Origin of the sequence: Candidatus Berkiella aquae, from assembly GCF_001431295.2 — a bacterium.
GTDB classification, from domain to species: Bacteria; Pseudomonadota; Gammaproteobacteria; order Berkiellales; family Berkiellaceae; genus Berkiella; species Berkiella aquae.
This window is the reverse complement of sequence record NZ_LKAJ02000001.1, coordinates 982,053-1,006,044: the sequence shown is the minus strand read 5'-3', so window position 1 is coordinate 1,006,044 and position 23,992 is coordinate 982,053. Positions and strand designations below refer to the sequence as shown.

The window sequence follows — 23,992 nt, the reverse complement described above, 5'->3', positions numbered from 1 at the left end:
TTTACCCCCTATTTGATAAAGAAACGATCGGGACCTCTTTGACTTGTGGTGCTTGCCAGGAACCTAAAATTTGATATCGAAAACGATTAATCTCTTGAATTTTTTGCCCAAACATTTTATCAACAACCCATACCGCAGCGCCAATTGCAGGATTTCCTGCTGCGATAGCGGCTGCAACCGGTAAGCTACCAGTTACATCTGGCATAACAACCATTTCACCACTTAAACCTTGGCTTAATAAATCAGCTTGGCCAAATGCTTCAATTTTTGCAGAGGGACCATTTAACGTAATTTTATTCGTACTCACTTTCCCTTTACCAAATTGAAATTTGCCATTGAGTTCATCAAAAGCAAAACCACTTTTAGTCACATCTGAAAAATCTAATTTTAAACGGCGCTTCACATTATCAAGATTCAACAAACTCAAAATCCGACCGATACCCGGATTAACGCCTTGAACATAACCTTGATTTAACGACAAAGATGCTTGCCCATCAAGAGAAGCATAATCAATTTTGGCAGGGCTTCCTTCCCATGCTAAAGCAAACTCAACGGTACCACTTGCCCCTTTGAGGGTTCCTTCTTTTCCTAATGCTTGTAAAGCTGCTCCAATATTTTCTGTGGTAACTTTCCCTTTTGCAGTCACTTTCTTATCAATCAGGTAAGTCCATTCACCGTTTAACTCAATTGAAGTATCTTTAATATTGGCTTTTACTTTGTTGAATTGATAACCACTCTCAAAAGGTACTAAACGAGCTTGTATTTGAGTAAACATTTTTTTATCGATACCTAATTCGGCAATTTTGATATCGATAGATTGCTTCATTTGGGTATGTTCTTGATTATCCCAAAAACTAGCTATTTCACTATTACCCGTTAATTTTAATTTCTGTAAATCAATTTGAATATCTTTATTATCATCTTGAGGTAAGATCATGGAGCCCTTTAATGAAGGACCATCAAAGACAATATTCCAATGTTGTAAGGTATTTTCCCATTGGGCTTCAATGCTTGCTTTTGCAAATTCTTCACCAAACAGTTTTAATTGCTCAATTTTAAGTTCAACTAAAGGTTCTAATGTTGATTTATCGGCAGATGCTCCCATGCCTGATTGTTTTATAAAATCTTGCCATTTTCCAACATCAAGTTCTGACAAATCACCATCAATCAATAAAACATTATCTTCACGGTACTTTGCTAATCGCTTCTCACCGACATGAATATGGCCGCCTAGGGAACGCCACTTTCCATCTTGATGCAATAGGCTATAAGCTAAATTTAGGTTATCACCATATTTGAAAGCGATACGAACTAAATCATTAGGATCAAAATGAATTTTACATTCACTGATTTTTGTCTCACTAGCCTCTTTCGCTAAAGGCGTTGGCGCATCGACGACTAACCCAGCCAAGGTTGAATTCACCGTTAGGTTTACTTGCTTTGCATTAGCAACGGTTGTTACCACAAGCTCAGCTTGATAATCCGTATCCCCACTCATGTGCTTAAAGTCAGGCGCTTTTAACCAATTTAACAATCTATCGGAGACCATCTTTCCTGAAGCGTGGATACGCAATTCAGGTTCTTCTGCTTGCAACTTACTTTCAATATGAAAATCTGCGGGAGAATCCAATAAGTATCCTGTTAAGGTATCCGCTTTGACACTATTCTCAGTGAAAGAAATTTCGCCAGCTACTTTTGGGATTTCAATATTCCAGCTTGGAACTCCAATCTGTGCTTGGGTCAGGGCTATTACCCCTCTTACCTTAACGGTGTCAGTAGATTGATCGCTAAGGGGAACATCAAGCCCAAGTGCTAAATCCATCGGTCCCTTTAATGCTAAGGGTGCCAATTCTTTACCCAATGTTTCTTTAATTGGACTTTTTTGAATCACTTGTAAACCATTCTCTAGCGTACTTTTAATTTTGGTATCAATTCGTAGTGCCGGTAAAGGGCTTAATAAATCAGGGATCACCGCATCGGCTTTTAATAATTCTCCGCCTTCAAACCATGCGTGTTCAGCACCTATATAAAGAGCGCGATTTCGAAACAACAAACTTGCTTTTAAATCATTTAAAGCAGGCCAGCCTTGCGTGTAATCTAATGTCGTGTGATTTAATTGGCAGAAAATCTCAAAAATGCCTTCTTGGTTATCAAAAGGAAATTTCGCTAAGTCACCACGCAATACCATGGTTGTTTTCTCAGCTTCACCACCAACAATAGCTTGGTTTAACCATTCTAATAAGTCGATATCCATGGTCTTAGGTAAGAAGGCCAGTACTTCTTCTGTTGGTAATGCGCCCACTTCCCATTGCATTTCAACTTGAGGTGATTCTTTCAAGCCATTTGCAAAAGTAGCGACTACTTGCCCTGCAATGGATGTCTCACCTAAATTGGCGGCAATCTCATTTGCAGATATTTTAAGTTGCTGATTCTCTTGCTGCCAATGTACTGTTGCACTCAAATGAGACAACGGTAGAACTTGTGAAAACCATTTGTTGTAATGAATGTTAAACCGCTCACTATCAAGTAACAATGAGCCTTTATCTTGAGTATAAACAAGCGCCCCACTCATCCCAGTAATGCCACCCATCGTTGGTTTAAAAATACCAATATCATGAAAAACCATTTCAATATCGACGGGTTTAATCTGTTCATTGCTTGTTTCAAGCTTCACATTAAGATAGTCCAGTTCCCCTTTAGTTTCATAATGCTCAAATTTTTTCGTAAACAAATTGGTCAATTCATGCAAGGGCTTCAATGGCAAATGCTTTGCCTGCAAATGCCAACAAGTTGAGGTGTCACAGGTTTTATTCTTAATAGCAAAACTAATATCACTGATATCATTACAAAAACCGTCTTTCCCTAATACTGCCCATTTTGCATCTTGTCGTTTAATCTGAAAAATGCCACCCAGCTTGTCATAAGCAAACGATTTACCTTGAGTTGTCTTTGCTTTCAAATCAGCTAATTTGACATCGGCAACTATTTGCATATCTTCGAGATCATGCATCGTTAGCCAAGCTTTCACATCGGTTTGTGCATTAATATTGTAGGGAATTATTTTTTCTAATTCTCCGCCCACCCAATGTACATAAGCTTTTAACGGCGCGTGTGTCAGTAATGATTTATCAAGTGAGAAATCAATCTTCGCACCCTGTTCGCCTTGCAAATGAGCATGTGCATGAATTTTCACGTGGGTCGTTAAATCTGCTTTGACCGCAACATCCTGTAACAGGAATTGCTTATCTTGTTGAAGGATTTCTAATTGAGCATTCACAATCTGTAAATGTTCAAGTGGGATTTTTTTGCTATTCGTATTTTTCAAGTCAAGGCTGATTTCAGGTAAATTGATTAAGCTGATTTTATTGTGATCTCGATAATCGATCCCTAATTTTGCACCATCAATATTAAGTTGAGATAACTGTAACCGTCCTAGCAATAAATGTTTCATGCTTAAGGAAAGTTTGAGCTTATTAATATGAATAGATTGCTTAACCGACACATTGGTTAAGGTTGCAACAGGATGCAATCCCTCCCATGACAACTTAATTGTTTGCGCGACAACAGGGCAAGCTAATTGGCTTCGCAATAACTGATTAAATTCATCTATATTGGGAGAATACAGTGGCAATAGCGTTCGTAGCATGGTTAATAGCACAGCCGTACCAATGCTTAACCAACCTAATAACCGATAGAACTTATAAAACCGAACCATTTTAAATGTTGATGAGAGACTTATCGAACGAATACTCACGGGTGTACGCTTGGTACTTGACTTAGGTAGTCGAGCGCGCAAAAGGCTTCGAGTAACTCTCACATTAACACCACGTCGAATAGTTCCTGAGTATAGAGACTTTCAACTTGAAAGGTGATTGATTTACCAATTTCTAATTCTAACTGCGCAACACTCGCAGACTCTTCATCTAACATTCTATCGACCACTTCCTGTGAGGCGAGCACTAAATAGCTTTTTGCATCATAAGCTCTTGCTGCGCGTAATACTTCACGAAAAATTTCATTACAAACGGTTTCTGTCGTTTTGATCGTACCTCTACCTGCACAAACTGAACAGGTTTCACATAACACATGCTCTAAACTTTCACGTGTTCTCTTACGCGTCATTTCAACTAAACCAAGACTAGATACCGCACTAATATTGTTTTTGGTGTGATCCCGCGCTAGTGCTTTTTCAAGCGCACGCAAAACTTGACGCTTATGTTCTTCATCCGTCATATCAATGAAATCAATAATAATGATTCCGCCTAAGTTGCGAACCCGTAATTGTCTAGCAATAGCGGTTGCTGCTTCCAAATTGGTCTTAAATATCGTTTCTTCTAGATTACGGCTGCCGACAAAAGCACCAGTATTCACATCAATTGTTGTCATGGCTTCTGTTTGATCAATAATCAAATGGCCACCTGATTTTAATTGTACTTTGCGATGCAGTGATTTCTGGATTTCTTCTTCGATACCATATAAATCAAATAAGGGTCGCTCGCCGGTATAAAATTCTACTTTACCCGTCATGGTGGGTACAAAATCATCAATGAATGATTTAGCACGCTCAAAGCAATTTAAATCGTCAATGCGCACTCTTTCGGTTTGCGTTGTAATGTAATCTCGTAGTGCTCTTAAAAATAAGGGTAAATCTTCATGAATGATGGTGCCACTTGGTGCATCTTTCATTTTACGCTGAATAGATTCCCATAATTTGGCGAGATAAATCTGATTAGATTTCAGTTCAGGTTCTAAAGCACCTTCAGCTGCCGTGCGCACAATAATACCGCCTTCGGTGTTTTCAGGCAGAATCTGTTCAATACATTCTTTCAGTCGTTCTCGTTCTTGTTCGTCTTCAATACGCTGTGACACACCAATATGGTTCATTTCAGGCATAAAAACTAAATAGCGCGAAGGAAGTGAAATTCGAGTTGTTAAGCGTGCGCCTTTGGTTCCAATCGGATCTTTAATGACTTGAACTGCGATGGTTTGCCCTTCTCGTAAAAGTTCTGTAATGGATTCGTGTGATGTTTCATTCGAGCCAACAGGCTGTAGATATTCTTCATTTTCTGAAACCATATCTGAAATGTGTAAGAACGCAGCACGCTCTAAGCCCATTTCAACAAAAGCCGCTTGCATTCCTGGTAGTACACGAGCAACAGTGCCCATATAAATATTACCGACTAAACCACGTCTGTTAGTTCGCTCAACCAATATTTCTTGTAATACCCCATTCTCAACGATGGCAACTCGTGTTTCACGAGGACTTACATTGATGAGAATTTCTTCAGACACGGGCATAGCCTCCCTAAGCGGTGTTTTCACATCATTATACGGGAGTAAAAAATATTTAGGGGAAATATTTCAAAATCGCTCTCAAGCGATCAGGTTAAAAAGCAATATATCGTGTATTAGAGCCGACGCATTGAATAAGCGGGCACACTTAAAAAACGAGTGAGTAACTGAGAAAAAAAGAAAAATACTGGCCATATCAGACAACTTGTTACTGAGCCCATCCAATACAATAACGTTTGTGGGTTTTGCCCATCCAAGGCATGGAACCAAAGATTGAGGATTTGTCCTAAGCAAACCAGCCAAAACACTTTTCCAATTTGCTGCCAAAAGGGTCGCATCAGAAATTTGGGACGCAAAATCATTGTTATATAGCTAACTGAGGCCATAATCAACGCTTGTTGTCCTAATTGTGTTCCTTGCAAAGCGTCCAGCAATAAGCCCATACACCAAGCGACAATAGGATTAAATAATTGAGGCTGACTTAATTGGCAGAAAATGACAAACATCAACACCCATAATGGTCGATACCATTCTGCCGCTTGGATCAATGGCAACGATGTCAAAACACCACATAGGTAAAACCCAACAATGAAAAACAACCACCACTTGATAACACGTCCCATCTATTCTTCCTCAGTATCGTATTCAGGACCGGGTTCTTGTTCAGGATCAAAAGCAGCTGTTGGCTTAACAACTTCTTTCACCGGTGTTGTGGGCGCCAATGCGATTGCTTGTGTCTTTGGAACATCAGCTTTGGCAAGTTCTGACTTGGTTTTCGAGATTGATAAAGGCGTAGGTAACGTCGATGTTTTTGGTAACATTTCAACTGCAGCAACGGATTGCAAAGGCGTAGTTGGCGTTTTTAAAGCAACCGCAACCGTTGAGTCATCTGAAGGAACATAATCTCGTTTTACAAATAAAACATGTCGTAACTGCCCTAATTTTGCGCTTGGACGAACGCCAATTAAGGTAAAACGTGTACTGGGATCATGTTGGATAGAGGTAATAACACCAACAGGAAAGCCGGCAGGAAATTTTCCACCCAATCCCGAGGTTACTAACTGATCGCCTTCCATAAAATCTGCTGTTCGCGGAACATAATTTAAGCGTAATTCTGAACCCATACCGCTACCGGTTGCGATAGCACGTTCACCACTTCGCACCGATTGTACCGGCACACCAAAGCCTTTATCCGTTAACAATAAAACGCGTGATGTTTTATCGGTTAACGTTAAAACAACGCCGACTAAACCTTCTGAATCAATAACAGGTTGTCCCACTTCAATGGCATCTTGTTTACCTTTATTCAGTACAATTTGCTGGCTGAAGGGATCGGCATCAACGTGAATTAATCTGGCTTCAGAGAAAGAATCTTTTTCTTTACCGACCGTTTGCAGCAATTTGCGCAATTCTTGATTTTCCGCTTCTAATGCTTGAAGTTTTTGCACTTGTGCTTGTAGGTGAATCTGTTCTTGTTGCAAATTGCCATTTTCAGCAAGCAGTTTAATTCGTTCGCCGAAAAATAGGCGCAGATGCTCAAAGGCGTGAACAGGCATATCAACCGTATAGTGGATTGGTGAAACCGTGCGCACTAAAAATTGTTCTGTACTAGATAAACAGTTTTCCCAGCGATTTGCTGCAACCAGCATACTGATAGAGGCAACAAGGGGCGCTACAATGTACCACCCGCTCGGACGCACTTGTTTGAATGTGAGTTGAATAACGTTCTCTCCCTGAGAATTATTCAGTAGTTAACAAACCGACTCGTTTATCTTCTTGCATTTCCAGTGCTTTACCACCACCACGCGCAACGCAGGTTAATGGGTCTTCAGCAACGGCAACAGGCAAGCCAATTTCTTCCATGAGTAAACGATCAAGATGCTTCAACAAAGCACCGCCACCGGTTAATACCAAACCACGTTCAGCAATATCCCCTGAAAGTTCGGGTGGGGCTTGTTCTAAAGCAACTCTAACGGCACTAACAACAGCAGATAAAGGTTCTTGGAGCGCTTCTAAAATCTCGTTGCTATTTAAGGTGAAGCCTCTTGGCACCCCTTCTGCAACATTACGACCACGCACTTCAATTTCTAATACTTCATTCGCAGGATAAGCGGTACCAATTTCTTGTTTAATACGTTCAGCGGTTGTTTCACCTATTAAACAACCATAATTACGGCGAACATAGTTAATAATCGCTTCATCAAAACGATCACCACCAATACGTACTGACGCTGAATACACAATACCGTTGAGAGAAATGATAGCCACTTCGGTTGTGCCACCACCAATATCAACCACCATAGAACCACTTGCTTCATGCACAGGCAATCCCGCACCTAAAGCAGCTGCCATGGGTTCTTCAATTAAATAAACTTCTCGAGCACCCGCTCCTAACGCAGATTCGCGAATAGCGCGTCTTTCAACTTGGGTAGAACCGCAAGGAACGCAAACTAACACTCTTGGACTAGGTCTTAATAAACGGGATGGCAGAATTTTGTGAATAAAGTGCTGTAACATCACTTCAGTCATATGAAAATCAGCAATGACGCCTTCTTTCAAAGGACGAACGGCCGTCATATTTTCAGGGGTACGCCCTAACATGCGTTTCGCTTCTATACCAACCGCCGCCACCTGCTTCTGCGCATTTGGCCCGCGTTCTTGGCGGATTGCCACCACGGAAGGTTCGTTTAAAACAATCCCTTGGCCTCGCACATAGATGAGGGTGTTTGCTGTGCCGAGATCGATAGAGATATCACTTGAGAAAATGCCACGAATTGATTTAAGCATCGGTTATGTTCCTAGCAGCCACTACATTAGTTATAACAACGTCTATCATTTTGGGCAAGGCAATACGTTCCCATTTTGATTTATGGTACATTGGCGGCCTTACCTAATTAATATTATTAGTAGTTTGACTTAATATTCAAATCAGAATAAGGGAGTCATTATGCCTTTAGAAAGAGACGAAGTCGAAAAAATTGCTCACTTAGCCCGTCTTACCTTGGCTGAAGAGCAAATTCCATTTTATGCTAGCAATATTTCAAAAATATTGGATTTAGTTGCTCACATTAATGAGGCACAAACAGATGATATTGTGCCCATGGCCCACCCTCTCGAAGAATTAACACAGCGCATGCGACAAGATGTCGTGACCGAAACAAACGAACGCGAACGCTTTCTTGCCATCGCTCCTGAAACCGAAGCGGGATTGTATTTGGTACCCAAAGTCATTGATGCGGAATAAACACGAGCCTTAAAACCACAGGTAGGTAGTATGCATAATCTCAGCATAGCAAAGTTAAGTGAAGAACTTTCAAAAAAGTCGTTTTCCAGTGTTGAATTAACTCAACACTTTTTAAAACGAATTGCCGAATTTGATAAAACCTTAAATAGCTTTATCACGGTGACCGAGGAAACCGCTTTAGCGCAGGCTAAAGCAGCAGATGCCGCTCGCGCGGCAGGCAACGCTGGCCGTTTAACAGGGATCCCCATTGCGCAAAAGGATATCTTTTGTACCCAAGGGATCAAAACTAGCTGTGGTTCAAAAATGCTCGATAATTTTATTGCGCCCTACGATGCGACCGTCGTGAGCAAAATGTCGACCTCAGGTCTTGTCATGCTTGGCAAAACCAATATGGATGAGTTTGCAATGGGCTCTTCCAACGAAAATAGTTTTTATGGCCCTGTGCGTAATCCTTGGGATCTTGAAACGGTTCCCGGCGGTTCTTCTGGTGGATCTGCTGCAGCGGTTGCAGCTCGTTTAACCCCAGGCTCAACTGGCACCGATACCGGTGGTTCGATTCGCCAACCTGCTGCTTTATGTGGCATCAGTGGTTTAAAGCCCACTTATGGTCGTGTTTCACGCTATGGCATGATTGCCTTTGCATCAAGCCTCGATCAAGGCGGACCTTTTGCACAAACGGCTGAAGATCTGGCTTTATTACTCAACTCCATGGCAGGTTTTGATGAGCGTGATTCAACCTGTGTGAATGTGCCAGTCCCTGATTACACGGCACTATTAAATGAATCCCTCCAAGGCAAAAAAATTGGTTTGCCCAAGGAATATTTTGAGCAAGGCCTTGATAAAGACGTTGAAGCTCGTGTGCAGGATGCGATTAAAGTATTTGAAAAACTCGGTGCAAAAATAGTACCCGTTTCATTACCCACAAGCCCCCTTGCCATTGCTGTGTATTACGTCGTTGCTTCTGCCGAATGCTCTTCTAACTTATCCCGTTTTGATGGGGTCCGTTATGGCTATCGTTGTAAAAATCCTCGCGATCTTGAAGATCTCTATAAACGTTCAAGAGGCGAAGCTTTTGGCGATGAAGTAAAACGACGTATTATGGTTGGTACCTATGCCCTTTCCTCAGGGTATTACGATGCTTATTATTTAAAAGCACAAAAAGTCCGTAAACTCATTAGCAATGATTTTAAACGTGCTTTTGCAGAAGCTGATTTTCTACTTGGGCCTACATCACCTACACCCGCTTTTAAAATTGGCGAAAAAATGGCTGATCCGGTCAGTATGTATCTTTCTGATATTTATACGATTGCAACCAACTTAGCAGGATTACCAGGGTTAAGTATTCCTTGTGGATTCGTTAATAATTTACCTGTTGGTATTCAATTAATGGGTAAACAATTTGATGAAAGCACCCTGTTGAATGCAGCGCATCTTTATCAACAAGAAACAGATTGGCACCAAAGCGCACCCAAACAATTTGCTTAAAGAGGATTATGAATCATGCAATGGGAAGTCGTTATTGGACTTGAAGTCCATGCCCAACTCAAAACAAAATCGAAAATATTCTCGGGTGCATCCACCGCATTTGGTGCAGCTCCCAATACCCAGGCCTGCGCAATTGATTTAGGCATGCCAGGTGTACTCCCTGTGCTTAACCAAGATGCAGTGAAAATGGCAGTACGCTTTGGTTTAGCAACCAACAGCCAAGTTGCCAAACGCTCAGTATTTGCGAGGAAAAATTATTTTTACCCCGATTTACCCAAGGGTTATCAAATTAGTCAATATGAATTACCGATAGTCCATCAAGGGCATCTCGATATTCAAATCAATGGGCAAACCAAACGTATCGGTATTACCAGAGCGCACTTAGAAGAAGATGCGGGTAAGTCTTTACACGAAGAATTCCAAGGCCTTTCTGGTATCGATCTAAACCGAGCTGGCACCCCTTTATTAGAAATTGTATCAGAACCTGATTTACGCTCCGCAGAAGAAGCCGTTGCCTACCTTAAGTTGTTGCATGCACTGGTTGTGCATTTAGATATTTGTGATGGCAACATGCAGGAAGGATCATTCCGTTGTGATGCTAACGTTTCTATCCGTCCTAAAGGATCAACTGAATTTGGCACACGCACGGAAACGAAAAATATCAATTCTTTCCGTTACGTTGAACAAGCAATTAACTGCGAGATTGAACGACAAATTAGCGTTCTAGAAAGTGGCGGCAAAATTCATCAGCAAACCTTGTTATTTGATCCTGTCAAACAACAAAGCCGCGTTATGCGCGATAAAGAAGAAGCAAATGATTATCGCTATTTTCCTGATCCCGATTTATTGCCAGTGGAATTAGATGATCAATTTATTGCCAAGGTCAAAAGCGAATTACCCGAATTACCGCAAGAAAAACGTGAACGCTTTATTAAAGATTATAAACTCAGCGAATATGATGCTGGCGTTTTGACTGCCGATAAGGCGTTAGCAAGCTACTTCGAATCAGTTGTTGACAGCATTGGCAAAAAAGATCCAAAACTTGCTGCTAACTGGGTTATGGGTGATTTATCTGCTGCTTTAAATAAAGCAGACATTGACATCATTAACAGCCCCGTTACTGCAACTGATTTAGGGCAACTCTTAATGCGCATTCTCGATAATACAATTTCTGGCAAAATCGCCAAAACGGTATTTGAAGCAATGTGGAATAAAGAGGGAACGGCTGATAGCATCATCGAAAAGAAAGGATTAAAGCAAGTTTCTGATACCGGCGCAATTGAAAAAATTATCGACGAAGTCATGGCAAACAATGCAGGACAAGTTGAACAATATCGCCAGGGTAATGAACGTGTGTTTGGTTTCTTTGTTGGCCAAGTCATGAAGTTAAGCCAAGGCAAAGCAAATCCTGCGCAAGTGAATGAATTGTTGAAAAAGAAATTATCTTAATAAGAATAAAAACCAAGGATGTGTCTTGTAACTGAGCCACATCCTTCTCTTATATAGTTGTATTATTTAAAATGGAATAATATTATGATCAGGTCTTTTCGAACTTCGTAATAATGTCACAATTTCATCATGGCCTTCATCTTGTGCAATCTCTTGCGCAGTTTTACCCTGTTTATTGACTAGAGAAATATCAGCACCCGCTTTTAACAATAATTTAACCACTTCCAATTTTCCCGCACTGGCGGCTGCTATTAACGCCGTGGTGCCATCTACTTCTACAAAAGCATTAATCTCTTGGGTATGAGCTAATAATGCTTTTGTCATTTCAATATTCCCATAAAAAGCTGCATACATTAATGGCGTGAGACCATCACCATCTTTTATATCAACGGAAACTCCGTTTTTTATTAACGTATTGATTAAATCGACATCTCCGTTGTTAACAGCATTAAAAAATAGCGCTGTTCGTTTACTATTAGGAACGGCTTTTACTAACAATGGTGCCATTCTTTTTACTGATGCTTTATCAATATGTTCAAAAACCGTCTTTTTATTATTATCTTCTGCTTCAAGGTTAATATCTTTTTTAATTAATTTTTTGACAACACGATGATAACCTTTTTCTACGGCGTTCATTAAAGGCGTTTGCCCAACGTTGTCGGGCTCATCTAACTTAATGCCCTCTAAATTACTAAGAAGACCAACAATTTCAAAACAACCATTTTTTGCAGCATGATTCAATGGCGTTTGGCCTATATTATCTTTTTGATTAATATCTGCACCTAAAGCAATCAATTTTTTGACAGCTTCTATATGATTACATCTTATCGCTTGAATAAGCGGCGTTTCTCCAAAATTATCAGCATGATTGATATCGGCCCCACTTTCTACCAAATATCTAATGCTTTCAACATCATTTAAACATCCAGCCCAGGTTAATGCACTAAATCCCATCGCATCGTTCTGATTAATCCCTTTTCTATTCTCTATGAGGTTTATATTTAGTTGTTTTTGATCTTTGTTTAGCACAGCATAATGTAATGGAGAAAAAAGCATTGCACTATTATGCAAGGGAGGTGGTGTGAACCCGCTTTTCTCATCTAATGTTATTTTGTCACTAAATTGATAAACCCCCATTCTCACTTCAAATGTGCCATCAGGCTGTATCATATTAAGTTCACGAAATTTTAAATTAACAATTGTTTTTACCAATTCTTCTGCAGAATTAAAAACCTGTATTTTTCCTCTGGCATTTGAATCAAAATACTTAAATTTCTCATTGGGCATCACCGTGACGCTAACGCTATGACCAGCACCACCTAAATCAACAAAGGAACCTGGTTTTTGTGAAAAATAGTGAAACATCTCAATCAGTTGTTTTTGATTGAGATAATGCATAGGAAAATACAGTAAGCTATTTAATTGGCGGGTATCATTTTTACCTTTCACTAATTCATATTGTTTTTGGCGCCATTTTTGTTTATACCCCAAATCCAATTCATTGACTGCAATGGAATCGTGATGAAACACAATCAGATCATTAATAGTTTGCTCAAATATTTCTTGAGCATTGCGATATTTCTCTTTTAAAGGCGCGGGGATCTCCATTTTTTGCAAAGATTCAATTTCACCATCCCAACTTTCAATAAATTCAAGCAATTGATAAAAAATTTCTTCTTGACCCGTATCTTCATAAAGTTGATACAAAAATGACCACCCATTACAAGCCCCATTATCATCAATTAATTCATCACTCATTCTTCCATGCAAGCTAAGATAATTTCGTAATTTTTCATTAATAACACTTTGCGAAACGTCAACTAATGGCTTGCCATAATTGGGTCTTTCTGCAAAATCAACGTTAAGCGACGGAAATAAATCTTCTAGCTGATATTCTGCAATAATATCCAGAGCACTACGTCCATAGATATCTTTATCTTCAAGATGTTCCTTAAATTCTGGGTGTTTCAGTAATATAATTGCAGAAATAGTGGCATCATATTCAAGCGCAACTTGTAATGCCGTTTGACCTTCACTATTAGTGGCTGAAGGATTATTCATATTTTTTAGCAAATATTGTATTAACGATATTGCACCTGTTTGGCAGGCATAATGAAGAGGCGTGTTACCATTATTGGCAGCTTTATTGACATCTGCTCCCTCTGCAACTATTTTCTCTAATAAATGCTGTTCGCCCTTGAACGCAAGATAATGCACAGCAGTCTTTCCTGTAGGATCCACTACATTTAAATTGCCACCTGGAAAGATCTTGGTAAACAAATCCTCAGGTAATATCTCTTTTAATTGCTCGATATCTACTTCAGTTACCATCGCCCTACTTTACCTTGCCTATTTTTTATCTTATTAGAACAAAAATAAGCATAAAAAGTTCGAGAATAGGGCAGATACACCTATTTAAGCCCTAACCCCTTGGCTTTTTGTTCTTTTGGTTTCATCAGCGCCTTGTGAGGATTGAACTTGGGTATGCATAACTTGGTCAATATCACGAGCTGCATCAGTCAGCACGTAAATCGATTGCTCTAGATATTGTTCTTTATTGAGATATTCATGTACGTTACGCATTATATGAGGGATGGCTTCAAACAGATCCTTGGAAAATAGCGCTTCTATGGTTATAAAATAATTATCCAATAGAGCAAATAATTTTTCTTCACTTTCTTTTGGTGAAAGCTTAATTGGCTCTCTTGAAGTATTCACAATATCTGGATTATTCTCTTGTATTGTTTTCACCTCTTTGGCAAAAGTCGTCTTCATAAAGTTAATTTCTCTAATGGTGGTATCCCTAGGTCTACGATCTTTTGCCACAGTTAAAGCCGATTGCATTAAATCTAATGCAAGTTTATAGCTTTGAATAGAACAAAATCGTTCCTTTGCAAACACCTGAAAGAATGTTCCGCCGCCATTGCGATGAATTCTTGCCAAGCCTAAGGCAATCAAACTCACCATTGTTTGCGAAAAATAACGATTTTTAACCAACTCTTTTATTGCATTATAAAATACATTTTGAGCATAATAGTTTTTAATATTTTGCGATGCGGCAGTCGAATATCCAGCAGTTAATTCACAATAATGTTTTGCTTCCATGATCGCTTGCTTGCGATGCGCTTCGCGATGGTCATTTTCTAATGCGTGCTTAGACAAATAATAATGTGCTTTAAATTTATAAAATTGCAATTGAATTTTATCGTCTATCGCAATATCACCTGCAAATTGCTGCAAGGGAAATTTTTTATCAAGCTTAATCATCTCACAGCAAGATCGTATCAAATTTTCTTTAGGTGAATCTAATTTTTCATCAATAGCTTTAGCTCTAGTTTCTAAAATTCTCATCATACCTAAATAAGAAGGTAACAATTCAGCTTGGGTGATCCCCTCTTTTGAGCGTAAAGAATGAAATCTCTCTCCAAGTGTTTTTAATTCATCTTTAGCCGTTGCCTTAGGTACTAACTGATTAGCCGAAAATAACAATGTTTTGGGAGACTTGTCTCGTTCGGGAACGATAGGGGTAACCACCTCGGAAATAGCGGGTTCAACCGCTAAGCTCTTAGTTATCTCTGATATCTGAGCATTAGGTAAAATCTCTTTACTTTTATCCGTATCGGTTGTAAGAACCTCATGCACCTGCAGATCAGAAGTTGTATGTGCTGATTCCGCTTTTGGCAAATTTAATGCATTTGCTTTTTGATAATATTTTTTCGCCTTTTCAATGTTGCAAGGAACGCCCAAACCTTTTTCATAAAAATAACCCATGGCATATGAGGCTTGCGTTAATTTATCCACTTTTTTATACAAAAGAAAAGCTTGAATAGGATATCCTAATTTCTCGTACAGCAACCCTATTAATAATTGATGAAAATCATTATTATGTATTTTCTGTGAATGTGAACGAATGGCATTTTGAATGATGGCATCGATTTGTGCCGCTCTTTCTATTGTGGGAAGCTCAAATTGTTCATCAGATGATGTTTTCGCTTCAGGGGGTGAGTCTTCATCATTTATTTCACCCTCTTCTGTATTCGCTTCTTTAATCTGCTCTTTAACCTCAGCATAACAGCTATGAGCTTTTTCAAGCTTTTTCTTCGCTCCACCAATGCCATGTTCATAAAAATAGCCACAGCTATAGCGTGAAAAGGGATGAGTACTTGATTGGTAACATAAAAAAGCCTGCGCCAGAAATCCTTCTTTTTCAAACATCATTCCACTGATAGTCAAATAAAAATGGGATAAGGTATTTTCTTCGGAATCAAATACTTTTTGAGAATACTCATCTAAAATTGTTGCCAAATATTGGGAAATCACTTTATTACGTTTTTGACTAGGCATCACTTTTCATCTCAAGCTAAACAACTATCACCAGATAGTAAGAAATGAAATTAATATAAACCATGATAAGTTGGTATACGGTATTTATTACCAGATAAACGGCATCATGTAAGGGATGGTTAGTTTTTACTTGCGCTGTATAATTCAGTCAATTTTATAAGTTTACACGCACACCGGCAATAGAAGTAGTCGCATTAACTAGACTACCTGAATTTAATGTAAAAAATGCAGCATTATTCGCTGAATTTATATTGATATTACTATTAGACAATGATGCTACCATAATAATGAAATATAAGAGAGGGAAATTAAATAGAAGCTGCAGAACACTCAAAAATCTTTTTTAAAAATTTGGATGTCCTTTCAATGAAAATTAAGGCGATTAATTCGTCGGTACGGTATCGATTACAGCATACGCTACTTTTAAACCAAATAACGCAGCGATAGGAGCCGTCACAATGCCAGCATACGTTCCCAACGCTAAACCACCGAGGGTATAATTTATTCCCATGCCTGCTACCATACTCATACCAAGGTGAGCACCAATAAGAGGAGCAACCAATAGGCTTGTAAACATGGTTAATTCACAAAGTCCATCACGATTACAAATATCCCGCTCACAGACATCACTGCCACCTGCAACGAATTCGCTTTCAAAACGGGTTAATTCTCTCATGTTTGATACTTCTATATTAAATGGAAAAAACGGTGATAGCGCTGATAGGACACCCAAAAAAACTTTTTAATCTTTTTGGATGTCCATTTAATTATGCTAATACGTCGTGTACAACGAAAGCCATTTCTAAACCAATTCGTGTAGCAAGTGGTAAAGCAGCAATTGCAGCATAAGCACCCAATACAGCGCCACCAATCGTATAACCTAAGCCCATGCCGGCTACTGCAGTCATCCCTAGTTCAACACCCAGAAAAGGAGCAACAATCAAGCTTGTATCAACCACCGATTCACGTAGCGCAGCTCGTTCGCAACTATTACAACCACCAGAAATTAATTCATTTTCATAACTTGTTAAAGCTCTCATGTTTCACCTTTTTGCGCTCAATTGAGTAGATAAATGATAAAACGGATATTAGCCACAGTTAGTTTGAAAGTAAACAATAAAACACACAAATAAGTTATTTGATTATCAAACACAAGAGATTCTCCCAACTTGTTCAGCAGATGTCAGGATGTTAACGTTTGCCCTCAATAATCAAGTTAAATAAATTTCGAATATTTTAGGAAACATTCTATGTCTAAAAAAACATCCGAACAAAGCAGCAGCACTCTAGTTTATCGCAGCCTTTTTACCATCTCAGGTGCTGTGTCTGCTGGTGCATTCGCATTCTATGGTTTAGGTTTAGCACTCTTACCTGTTGTTGGAGTAACTTTACTTGCTGGCGCAGCTAGCTATTTTGCTGCTCGGATTTATTCATTATTTAATCGGGTTGATGCTATTGCGCAACGATTAGATGAAAAAACGTTGACACAAATGGAACAAGCCTTGACGAAAACAAATAAAAGAATGAAAAATTTCGCAAGAGTACCAGCTATGATCAACAGTTTGGAAGGACATCAGGCGGATATTGCCGAAACGCTTAGAACCTATACTGAGCACAGTATCACTGCAACTCAAAATGCACTTGGTGGAATGCAAGCATTGGGTGCAATGGCTGCAAATGAATTAGCTGAGAATATTCAACAACAGTCTGCAGGTGGTCATCAAATACCTTCCTTAGCCGAACTTAGAAATTTTTACAACGAAACTGTTGATTCAGAAGATGACAGCAGCGAAGAAGAAAATAGCCATGTTCAAGTTGCGCAACCTGCACCTGCGGTATTGCATAAAGCTCCTGCTCGACAAGCAAAAGGCAACGATAAAAAACAAGATAAAAAAGCAGAGGCTGCTACAAGAAAAAACCCTGCTCGCACAGCTAAAAGGAAGTAACATAAACGGGCCTTATGGCCCGTTTTTTATTTGGGGGCAAAGCCTAATGTTATACGTGGGATATTTGCTAGATCATTCAATATTTTAATATCAGCATACCCCTGTTTTGCTAATAATACAGCGATGTCTTGGCTTTGTGTCGCGCCATGTTCAAATGCCAGTAAACCGCCTGGTATAAGGTAAGGTAAAGCATTGGCAATAATGGTTTCATAAGCTTCAAGCCCTGTGTTCCCTGAAACTAAAGCCGATTGGGGTTCATGTAACAGATCTTCTTTTAAATGGGGATCACTATCACTTAAATAAGGTGGATTGCTGATAATCGCAGCAACTGGTGGCAAAGAAAGTCCAGCAAACCAATTGGCATGTACCCACTGAATATTAGGCAAATTCAATTGCATGCTATTGCTTTTAGCAACCTTCAATGCTTCAAACGAAATATCGGTTGCAATAATTTGCCAATGCGGCCTTTCAGAGGCTAATGCGCACGCAATCGCACCACTGCCTGTTCCTAATTCAAGAACAGTTAATGCATCTTGTGGCAGATATTGTAAAAAGGTTTCAACTAATAATTCTGTTTCCGGGCGAGGAACTAATACATGTTGGTTCACATAAAATGGCAACGACCAAAATTCTTTTTCTTCCAGTAGATAAGCAATGGGTTCATGCTGACAACGCCGTTGCACCAACTTATGAAAAACAATCACTTGCTCATCACTTACTTGTTTATCTGGCCAAGCAATGAGCTGGATGCGCTCGCATGCTAATGCTTTGGCCAAGAGTAATTGCGCTTCTAAATGGGGATTATCCGTTCCCTGTAATAATTCGTATCCATGCTTTAATAGTTGAGCAATGGTTTGCATTATTGTTCAAGTGTCGCCAATTGTTCAGCTTGATATTCTTGACGCAGCGCTTCAATTAATTCACTCACTTTACCTTCAACAATTTCATCCAACTTGTAAAGCGTGAGATTAATACGATGATCAGTCACGCGACCTTGTGGGAAGTTATAAGTACGAATACGCTCTGAACGATCGCCTGTGCCTACCAAACTTTTGCGTGTTGACGCTTGTTCCACTCTTTGTGCTTCTTTTTGCATATTCAAAATTTTGGATTGCAGCAATGACATGGCTTTCGCGCGATTTTTATGTTGCGAACGTTCGTCTTGGCATTCAACTACAATACCGGTTGGAAGATGGGTGATGCGCACGGCTGAGTCGGTTTTATTGACGTGCTGACCACCTGCACCCGAAGCACGATACGTGTCAATGCGTAATTCAGCCGGGTTGATGGTGACATTCTCGATTTCTTCCGCCTCAGGCAACACGGCAACCGTACAAGTTGAAGTATGAATTCGCCCTTGTGCTTCGGTTTCAGGCACACGTTGTACCCGATGTGCTCCTGATTCAAATTTCATATGGGAGTAAACATCTTGCCCAATAATACGCGCGATCACTTCTTTGTAACCACCATGTTCACCAAAGCTTTCACTAATAATTTCAACTCGCCAACGCTTTTGTTCCGCATAACGGCTATACATTCTAAATAGATTGCCAGCGAAAATCGCAGCTTCATCACCGCCTGCGCCCCCACGAATTTCTAAAAAGACGTTTTTATCGTCATCCGGATCTTTGGGTATCAAAAAGAGTTGCAGTTCTTTCTCAATTTCTTCAATCTTAACAGCAACCTCTTTTAGCTCTTCTTCAGCCATCTCACGCATCTCTGCATCATCTTCACTGAGTAACGCTTTGGCAGATACTTGCTGGTCTAATAAGGTTTGATAACTTTTAAAAGTCACAACCAAGGGTTCAAGATCAGCATATTCTTTCGATAATTCACGAAATTTATTTTGATTTTGAATCGTAGATTGTTCGGTTAACATCATGCCTACTTCTTCATGACGCTCAACCAGTCCTGCTAATTTCATTTGAATAGATGGTTTCATTACTTAATCACTTAAATCGAATAATTCTTTGACTACCGTTATTTTTTCTTCTGATTGTTCAAGACTTGCTTGGCGCAACTGCACTGTCGGTTGATGGAGTAATTTTTGGGTTAACTGATGTGCAAATTGAGTTAACACTTTTTCAGGTGCTTCCCCTCTTCGCAAACGATTGATTGCCGCCGACAATGCATGATTTTTAATATCTTGTGCTTTAAGACGCAATTGCCGCACGGTGGCTAATTGCGCCTGCGCTGACATCCATTCCATATATGCACCCGATGCATGCTCAATCAATACTTCAGCATCTTTCGCCGCATTTTGCCTGGTTTTCAGATTTTCATTCACATAGCCTTGTAAATCATCAACCGTATATAAATAAATATCTTCACTATGCGCTAAATCAGGCTCAATATTTCGCGGAACGCCTAAGTCAACCATAAATAATGGCCGACGTTTGGTAAAAGCTTGTTCTACATGTGTTTTAGTCACAACCGGTTTAGGGCTCGCAATGGAGCTGATAACAATATCGGCCTGCTGCAAACACCATCCTAATTCATTCAGTCCCACGGCCATCGCACCATAACGTTCAGCCAATGCTTTTGCATGGCTTACCGTGCGATTTGCAATAATGATTCGTTTTACCTGCTTTGCTAATAAATGTTGCAAAGTCAGTTCAATATTCTCACCTGCCCCAATTAAAACAACGGTTGCTTGGCTTAAATCACAAAAAATTTGCTTAGCCAAGGTGGTTGCAGCATAAGCAATCGATACCGGATGGGACGCAATCCCGGTTTGGGTACGAATTTTTTTAGCAACTGAAAAACTGGTTTGGAATAATCGTGATAAAGTTCTGCCAACCACACCAGATTGCGAAGCGGTTTGATAAGCTATTTTGAGTTGGCCTAAAATTTGTGGCTCTCCAATTACCATCGAATCTAAACCACAAGCCAAACGCATCACATGCCTTACCGCATGCTCTTCGGTATACATATAAAGGTAAGGCGTCATATCAAATTGGGGTGTCAAATAGTTTTTCCACCAGGACTGTAATTGTCTAAAGGAAGTATTCGCTTGATTTTGCGTACTGAAATAAAACTCAGTTCGATTGCAAGTCGAAAGAAGAGCAACTTCTTCAAGCGCTATCTCTCCATAAAGGGCTGCCAACACACCAGGAATATTTTCCTGGGTGAACGCCAGCTTCTCCCGAACATCAATGGGTGCTGTTTTATGACTGATCCCTAACGTTAATAACACGGCTTGGTCACTTAAATTACTGAATTAATTATCTCTTACGATTTGTTATTCGCTGCCGATGTTGTGATTAAGAAGGAAATTAGTTAATCACGTTACAAAATCATAAAAGTAAGGATACTTTATGAAGCAGGCAGCTACACTCTTTTTACCGCTTCTGTTTATAGTCCCTGAACTCCACCTCGCGAGTGCCCAGCCCCAACAACAATTGGCTGCCACCGAGCAAAGTGCTCTTATCATACAAGAAAAGACGAAGACCTCTAAGACCCAACTCCCTGCTGAGAGCTTATTTCAACTCATGGCTGCCGAAATGGCCTTGGATAGAGAGCATCCCGACGTTGCGTTGGCAAATTATATCGCTGCTGCCAAAGAAACCCAAGATGCAGCGGTCGCAGCAAGAGCAACCCAAATTGCACTAACCGTTTCCTCATTAGAGGTGGCCATAGAGCCTGCCGTTATCTGGGCAAAAGCGGCTCCTGAAAACTTAGAAGCCCAAATCACCACTGCTGCCTTATATTTACGATTAGATCAGGTTGCAAATGCAATCCCCTATTTACGCCAAGCTGAGGTGCAAAATCCAGAGGAAGCGCTGCAATATTACCTGCTGCTTTACCGTCAACTCCAAAAAAAGGAAGACAATACGCGAGTTATTCAAGCGCTACAACAGTTAACTGAAGTCGAAAAGACCATTCCTAGCGCTTACTTAGCACTTGGTGAAATCTATCTTTATAATGGCGAAGACAAAAAATCGTTAGCGCTCAGTGAAAGTGCATTTAAAATGAATCCACAAGCGACTAATGCGATACAACTTTATACAGAAGCGCTTTTACGTAATAACGGCAAAGAAGCTGCCAAACAGTTTATCGATAAACAAGCCAGCGAATATCCCGATAATTCAATCCTCAAACAATACTATGCCCAATTCTTACTCGATAACGGCTTTGAAAAAGAAGCGCAAGAACAAGTTTCACAGATTGTCAGTAATCCCAAATTGACCAGTGATGAATTGCTACAATTTGCCAGAATCAGTATTCAAGCAGGCTGGTATGATTTAGCGGAAAAAATTCTTAAAAGAAGTAGTGATATCCCAGAAAGTAAAGATATTTCTTATTACTTTTTGGCCAGAGTGTCGGAAATGAAAAATAACACCAATCAAGCAATTGATCAATTTCAACAAGTGCTGACTGGGCCATTTCATGTCTTATCACAAATTCGAGCAAGCGTTTTACTGACTGACAATAAACGTTATGATGAAGCATTAACCGTTTTATCTAGAACCCAACCTAACGATGATAGTGATAGAAAACAAATTTTGATTGCCAAAATCGACGTATTAAACAAATCTAAACGTTTTAAAGAATCATTAGGTTTGATTAATGACAATTTACAGCTTGCGCATGATGACATCGACCTCCTCTATGCCAGAAGCTTAGTGGCCGATCAATTGGAACAGCTGGATATGGCCGAAACCGATCTCAAAACCATTTTGAGCATTCAACCTAATCATGTTGATGCATTAAATGCTTTAGGATTCATGTTAGCGAATAAAACCAACCGCTATGATGAAGCAGAAAAATATTTATCTTATGCCCTAAAAATTGCACCTAATAACGCTTCTGTTTTAGATAGCGTTGGTTGGTTATATTATAAAATGGGTAAATATCCACAATCTTTAGAAACCCTTAAAAAAGCGGCTAAAATCATGCCTGATGCAGAAATTGCCGCTCACTTAGGTGAAGTGATGTGGAAAATGAAAGATTTTGAAGGCGCTAAACAAGTCTGGAATGAAGCGCTAGAACAACATCCTAAGCACGAAAATGTTATCGATACCATGAAACGCGTGATGAAAAAATAATTCCGTCTTCTATGAATCCAGGATCCCTCGGACAAACCGGGAAGTAGAAAGGAACAGATTTCAACGCTACTTACCGCAGTTTATCCGCAACGCCCCGTCTCAATGGCGTTGTCAGGGGGTAAAATATCTTTAATCGTTTTGGTATACTCTCTCAATATTCCCCCAAATACCAAGGACGATACGATTTATGCCTTTAGATCCCACCCTTGAACGTTTAGTGAACATGGTTTATCGCAGTGGATTTGGCAAACTCCACCAATATACACCCGAACAAATCATGGAAATTTTGCGCTTACCCCATTTAAGGATTGCGCCTGTTGCAGCCAGCGATTTTCAAATCAGAGACGATCTATCCGTACGTTGTTATACGCCGGCACAAATCGATGATACCACCTCACTCCCTGCCGTTATTTTCTTATCCGCAACGGGTTACATCATTAATCATATGGCCTCTTGCAATGAGTATTGTAGTTTACTTGCAAACAAACTTGGAATGAAAATTCTTTATATTTCCCATCGGCTTGCACCTTTATGTCAATTTCCGGAATTCTTATACGAATGCTTGGATGCCATCAAATGGATCCACCTTGAGGCTAACACTTTAGGTATTGATGCAAACAAAATTGCGATTTGGGGAGAAAGCTCCGGTGGAAATATTGCCGCTTCTCTCACCCATTTATTACGTGATGAAGGCTTAGATATTGTGCGTCATCAAACCCTGATTTATCCGATGGTCGATCTCTCACATGATTATCCGTCTAAAAAGGACTTTGCACACGGTTATTTGTTAGATATCACTTTTATTGATTATCTAGAAGAAATGGTTTTCAGTGCAGGTAAATACCGCCAAGATGGTCTGGCATCTCCCTTAGTAAACCCCAATTTTAATCAGCTCCCCACAGCAACTATCATCACCGCAGAATGCGATCCCTTACGAGATGAAGGTGAAGCCTATGGCCAAAAATTACAAGCGCATCAAACGGTCGTGAAAGCTAAACGCTTTCCTGGCATGATTCATGGTTTTTTACGTTTTTATAATAAATTACCATTAGCTAATGAGGCGTTTGATTTCGCGTGCGATCAATTAAAAGCAGCTTTTATACCCACACACGAAGCCAACAACACCGAGATTCATCTGTGAAGGGTATCAAGTGAAAAATGCAAAGTGCTTTTACAGCACTTTG

18 protein-coding genes are annotated in these 23,992 nt (G+C 39.8%); 6 read left to right on the top strand and 12 right to left on the bottom strand.

The window, feature by feature from the left end:
* Nucleotide 1: 1 nt before the first annotated feature.
* The 5 genes from HT99x_RS04685 to HT99x_RS04665 form a co-directional block, all read right to left on the bottom strand.
* The gene (locus HT99x_RS04685; RefSeq protein WP_139016617.1) at nucleotides 2–3,754 is read right to left on the bottom strand and encodes a YhdP family protein; all 3,753 of its coding nucleotides are present in this window, start codon (nucleotides 3,752–3,754) and stop codon (nucleotides 2–4) included.
* A 59-nt stretch (nucleotides 3,755–3,813) separates the two neighbouring features.
* Entirely contained in the window at nucleotides 3,814–5,292 is a 1,479-nt protein-coding gene (rng, locus tag HT99x_RS04680) for a ribonuclease G (RefSeq protein ID WP_075066889.1), read from the bottom strand.
* Nucleotides 5,293–5,408: 116 nt separating this feature from the next.
* Complete coding sequence (gene mreD, locus HT99x_RS04675) at nucleotides 5,409–5,915, bottom strand: rod shape-determining protein MreD (RefSeq protein WP_075066805.1); 507 nt, start codon at nucleotides 5,913–5,915, stop codon at nucleotides 5,409–5,411.
* Nucleotides 5,916–6,992: a rod shape-determining protein MreC gene (mreC, locus tag HT99x_RS04670; protein ID WP_075066806.1), complete on the bottom strand. Its 1,077-nt coding sequence runs from the start codon at nucleotides 6,990–6,992 to the stop codon at nucleotides 5,916–5,918.
* A gap of 40 nt (nucleotides 6,993–7,032) precedes the next feature.
* On the bottom strand, nucleotides 7,033–8,079 hold the full coding sequence (locus HT99x_RS04665) for a rod shape-determining protein MreB (RefSeq protein ID WP_075066807.1): 1,047 nt from the start codon (nucleotides 8,077–8,079) through the stop codon (nucleotides 7,033–7,035).
* A 160-nt stretch (nucleotides 8,080–8,239) separates the two neighbouring features.
* On the opposite strand from HT99x_RS04665, the gene gatC reads away from it, so the two are divergent.
* From gatC to gatB, 3 genes are read left to right on the top strand one after another with little or no spacing between them, the layout of a single operon-like run.
* The gene (gatC, locus tag HT99x_RS04660) at nucleotides 8,240–8,536 is read left to right on the top strand and encodes an Asp-tRNA(Asn)/Glu-tRNA(Gln) amidotransferase subunit GatC (RefSeq protein ID WP_075066808.1); all 297 of its coding nucleotides are present in this window, start codon (nucleotides 8,240–8,242) and stop codon (nucleotides 8,534–8,536) included.
* 30 nt (nucleotides 8,537–8,566) lie between these two features.
* Complete coding sequence (gatA, locus tag HT99x_RS04655; protein WP_075066809.1) at nucleotides 8,567–10,021, top strand: Asp-tRNA(Asn)/Glu-tRNA(Gln) amidotransferase subunit GatA; 1,455 nt, start codon at nucleotides 8,567–8,569, stop codon at nucleotides 10,019–10,021.
* A 15-nt stretch (nucleotides 10,022–10,036) separates the two neighbouring features.
* Nucleotides 10,037–11,470 (top strand): Asp-tRNA(Asn)/Glu-tRNA(Gln) amidotransferase subunit GatB, encoded by a 1,434-nt coding sequence (gene gatB / locus HT99x_RS04650; RefSeq protein ID WP_075066810.1) that lies wholly within the window; start codon nucleotides 10,037–10,039, stop codon nucleotides 11,468–11,470.
* Between the two features lie 66 nt (nucleotides 11,471–11,536).
* Here the strand turns inward: gatB and HT99x_RS04645 are convergent, their stop codons facing one another.
* The 4 genes from HT99x_RS04645 to HT99x_RS04630 form a co-directional block, all read right to left on the bottom strand.
* Nucleotides 11,537–13,801, bottom strand: a complete 2,265-nt coding sequence (locus HT99x_RS04645; RefSeq protein WP_075066811.1) for an ankyrin repeat domain-containing protein — start codon at nucleotides 13,799–13,801, stop codon at nucleotides 11,537–11,539.
* Between the two features lie 84 nt (nucleotides 13,802–13,885).
* Complete coding sequence (locus HT99x_RS04640; RefSeq protein ID WP_075066812.1) at nucleotides 13,886–15,814, bottom strand: SEL1-like repeat protein; 1,929 nt, start codon at nucleotides 15,812–15,814, stop codon at nucleotides 13,886–13,888.
* Nucleotides 15,815–16,196: 382 nt separating this feature from the next.
* Nucleotides 16,197–16,490 carry a hypothetical protein gene (locus HT99x_RS04635; RefSeq protein ID WP_075066813.1) on the bottom strand — a complete coding sequence of 98 codons (294 nt, stop codon included), beginning with the start codon at nucleotides 16,488–16,490 and terminating at the stop codon, nucleotides 16,197–16,199.
* A 91-nt stretch (nucleotides 16,491–16,581) separates the two neighbouring features.
* Nucleotides 16,582–16,854 carry a hypothetical protein gene (locus tag HT99x_RS04630; RefSeq protein ID WP_075066814.1) on the bottom strand — a complete coding sequence of 91 codons (273 nt, stop codon included), beginning with the start codon at nucleotides 16,852–16,854 and terminating at the stop codon, nucleotides 16,582–16,584.
* Between the two features lie 210 nt (nucleotides 16,855–17,064).
* Here HT99x_RS04630 and HT99x_RS04625 point away from each other — a divergent pair, with 210 nt between their 5' ends.
* The gene (locus tag HT99x_RS04625) at nucleotides 17,065–17,760 is read left to right on the top strand and encodes a hypothetical protein (RefSeq protein WP_075066815.1); all 696 of its coding nucleotides are present in this window, start codon (nucleotides 17,065–17,067) and stop codon (nucleotides 17,758–17,760) included.
* A gap of 26 nt (nucleotides 17,761–17,786) precedes the next feature.
* On the opposite strand, the gene prmC is transcribed toward HT99x_RS04625, so the two are convergent.
* The 3 genes from prmC to hemA are packed head-to-tail and all read right to left on the bottom strand — an operon-like array spanning nucleotide 17,787 to nucleotide 20,956.
* Complete coding sequence (gene prmC, locus HT99x_RS04620; protein ID WP_075066816.1) at nucleotides 17,787–18,620, bottom strand: peptide chain release factor N(5)-glutamine methyltransferase; 834 nt, start codon at nucleotides 18,618–18,620, stop codon at nucleotides 17,787–17,789.
* The gene (gene prfA, locus HT99x_RS04615; RefSeq protein ID WP_075066817.1) at nucleotides 18,620–19,702 is read right to left on the bottom strand and encodes a peptide chain release factor 1; all 1,083 of its coding nucleotides are present in this window, start codon (nucleotides 19,700–19,702) and stop codon (nucleotides 18,620–18,622) included. Before prfA ends, prmC begins: the two co-directional genes overlap by 1 nt.
* A gap of 3 nt (nucleotides 19,703–19,705) precedes the next feature.
* Nucleotides 19,706–20,956, bottom strand: coding sequence for a glutamyl-tRNA reductase (hemA, locus tag HT99x_RS04610; protein ID WP_259565519.1), 1,251 nt, complete (start codon nucleotides 20,954–20,956; stop codon nucleotides 19,706–19,708).
* Nucleotides 20,957–21,077: 121 nt separating this feature from the next.
* Here hemA and HT99x_RS04605 point away from each other — a divergent pair, with 121 nt between their 5' ends.
* Both HT99x_RS04605 and HT99x_RS04600 read left to right on the top strand, forming a co-directional pair.
* Nucleotides 21,078–22,808, top strand: a complete 1,731-nt coding sequence (locus HT99x_RS04605) for a tetratricopeptide repeat protein (RefSeq protein ID WP_075066819.1) — start codon at nucleotides 21,078–21,080, stop codon at nucleotides 22,806–22,808.
* Between the two features lie 187 nt (nucleotides 22,809–22,995).
* Complete coding sequence (locus HT99x_RS04600) at nucleotides 22,996–23,949, top strand: alpha/beta hydrolase fold domain-containing protein (protein WP_075066820.1); 954 nt, start codon at nucleotides 22,996–22,998, stop codon at nucleotides 23,947–23,949.
* Nucleotides 23,950–23,992 lie beyond the last annotated feature (43 nt).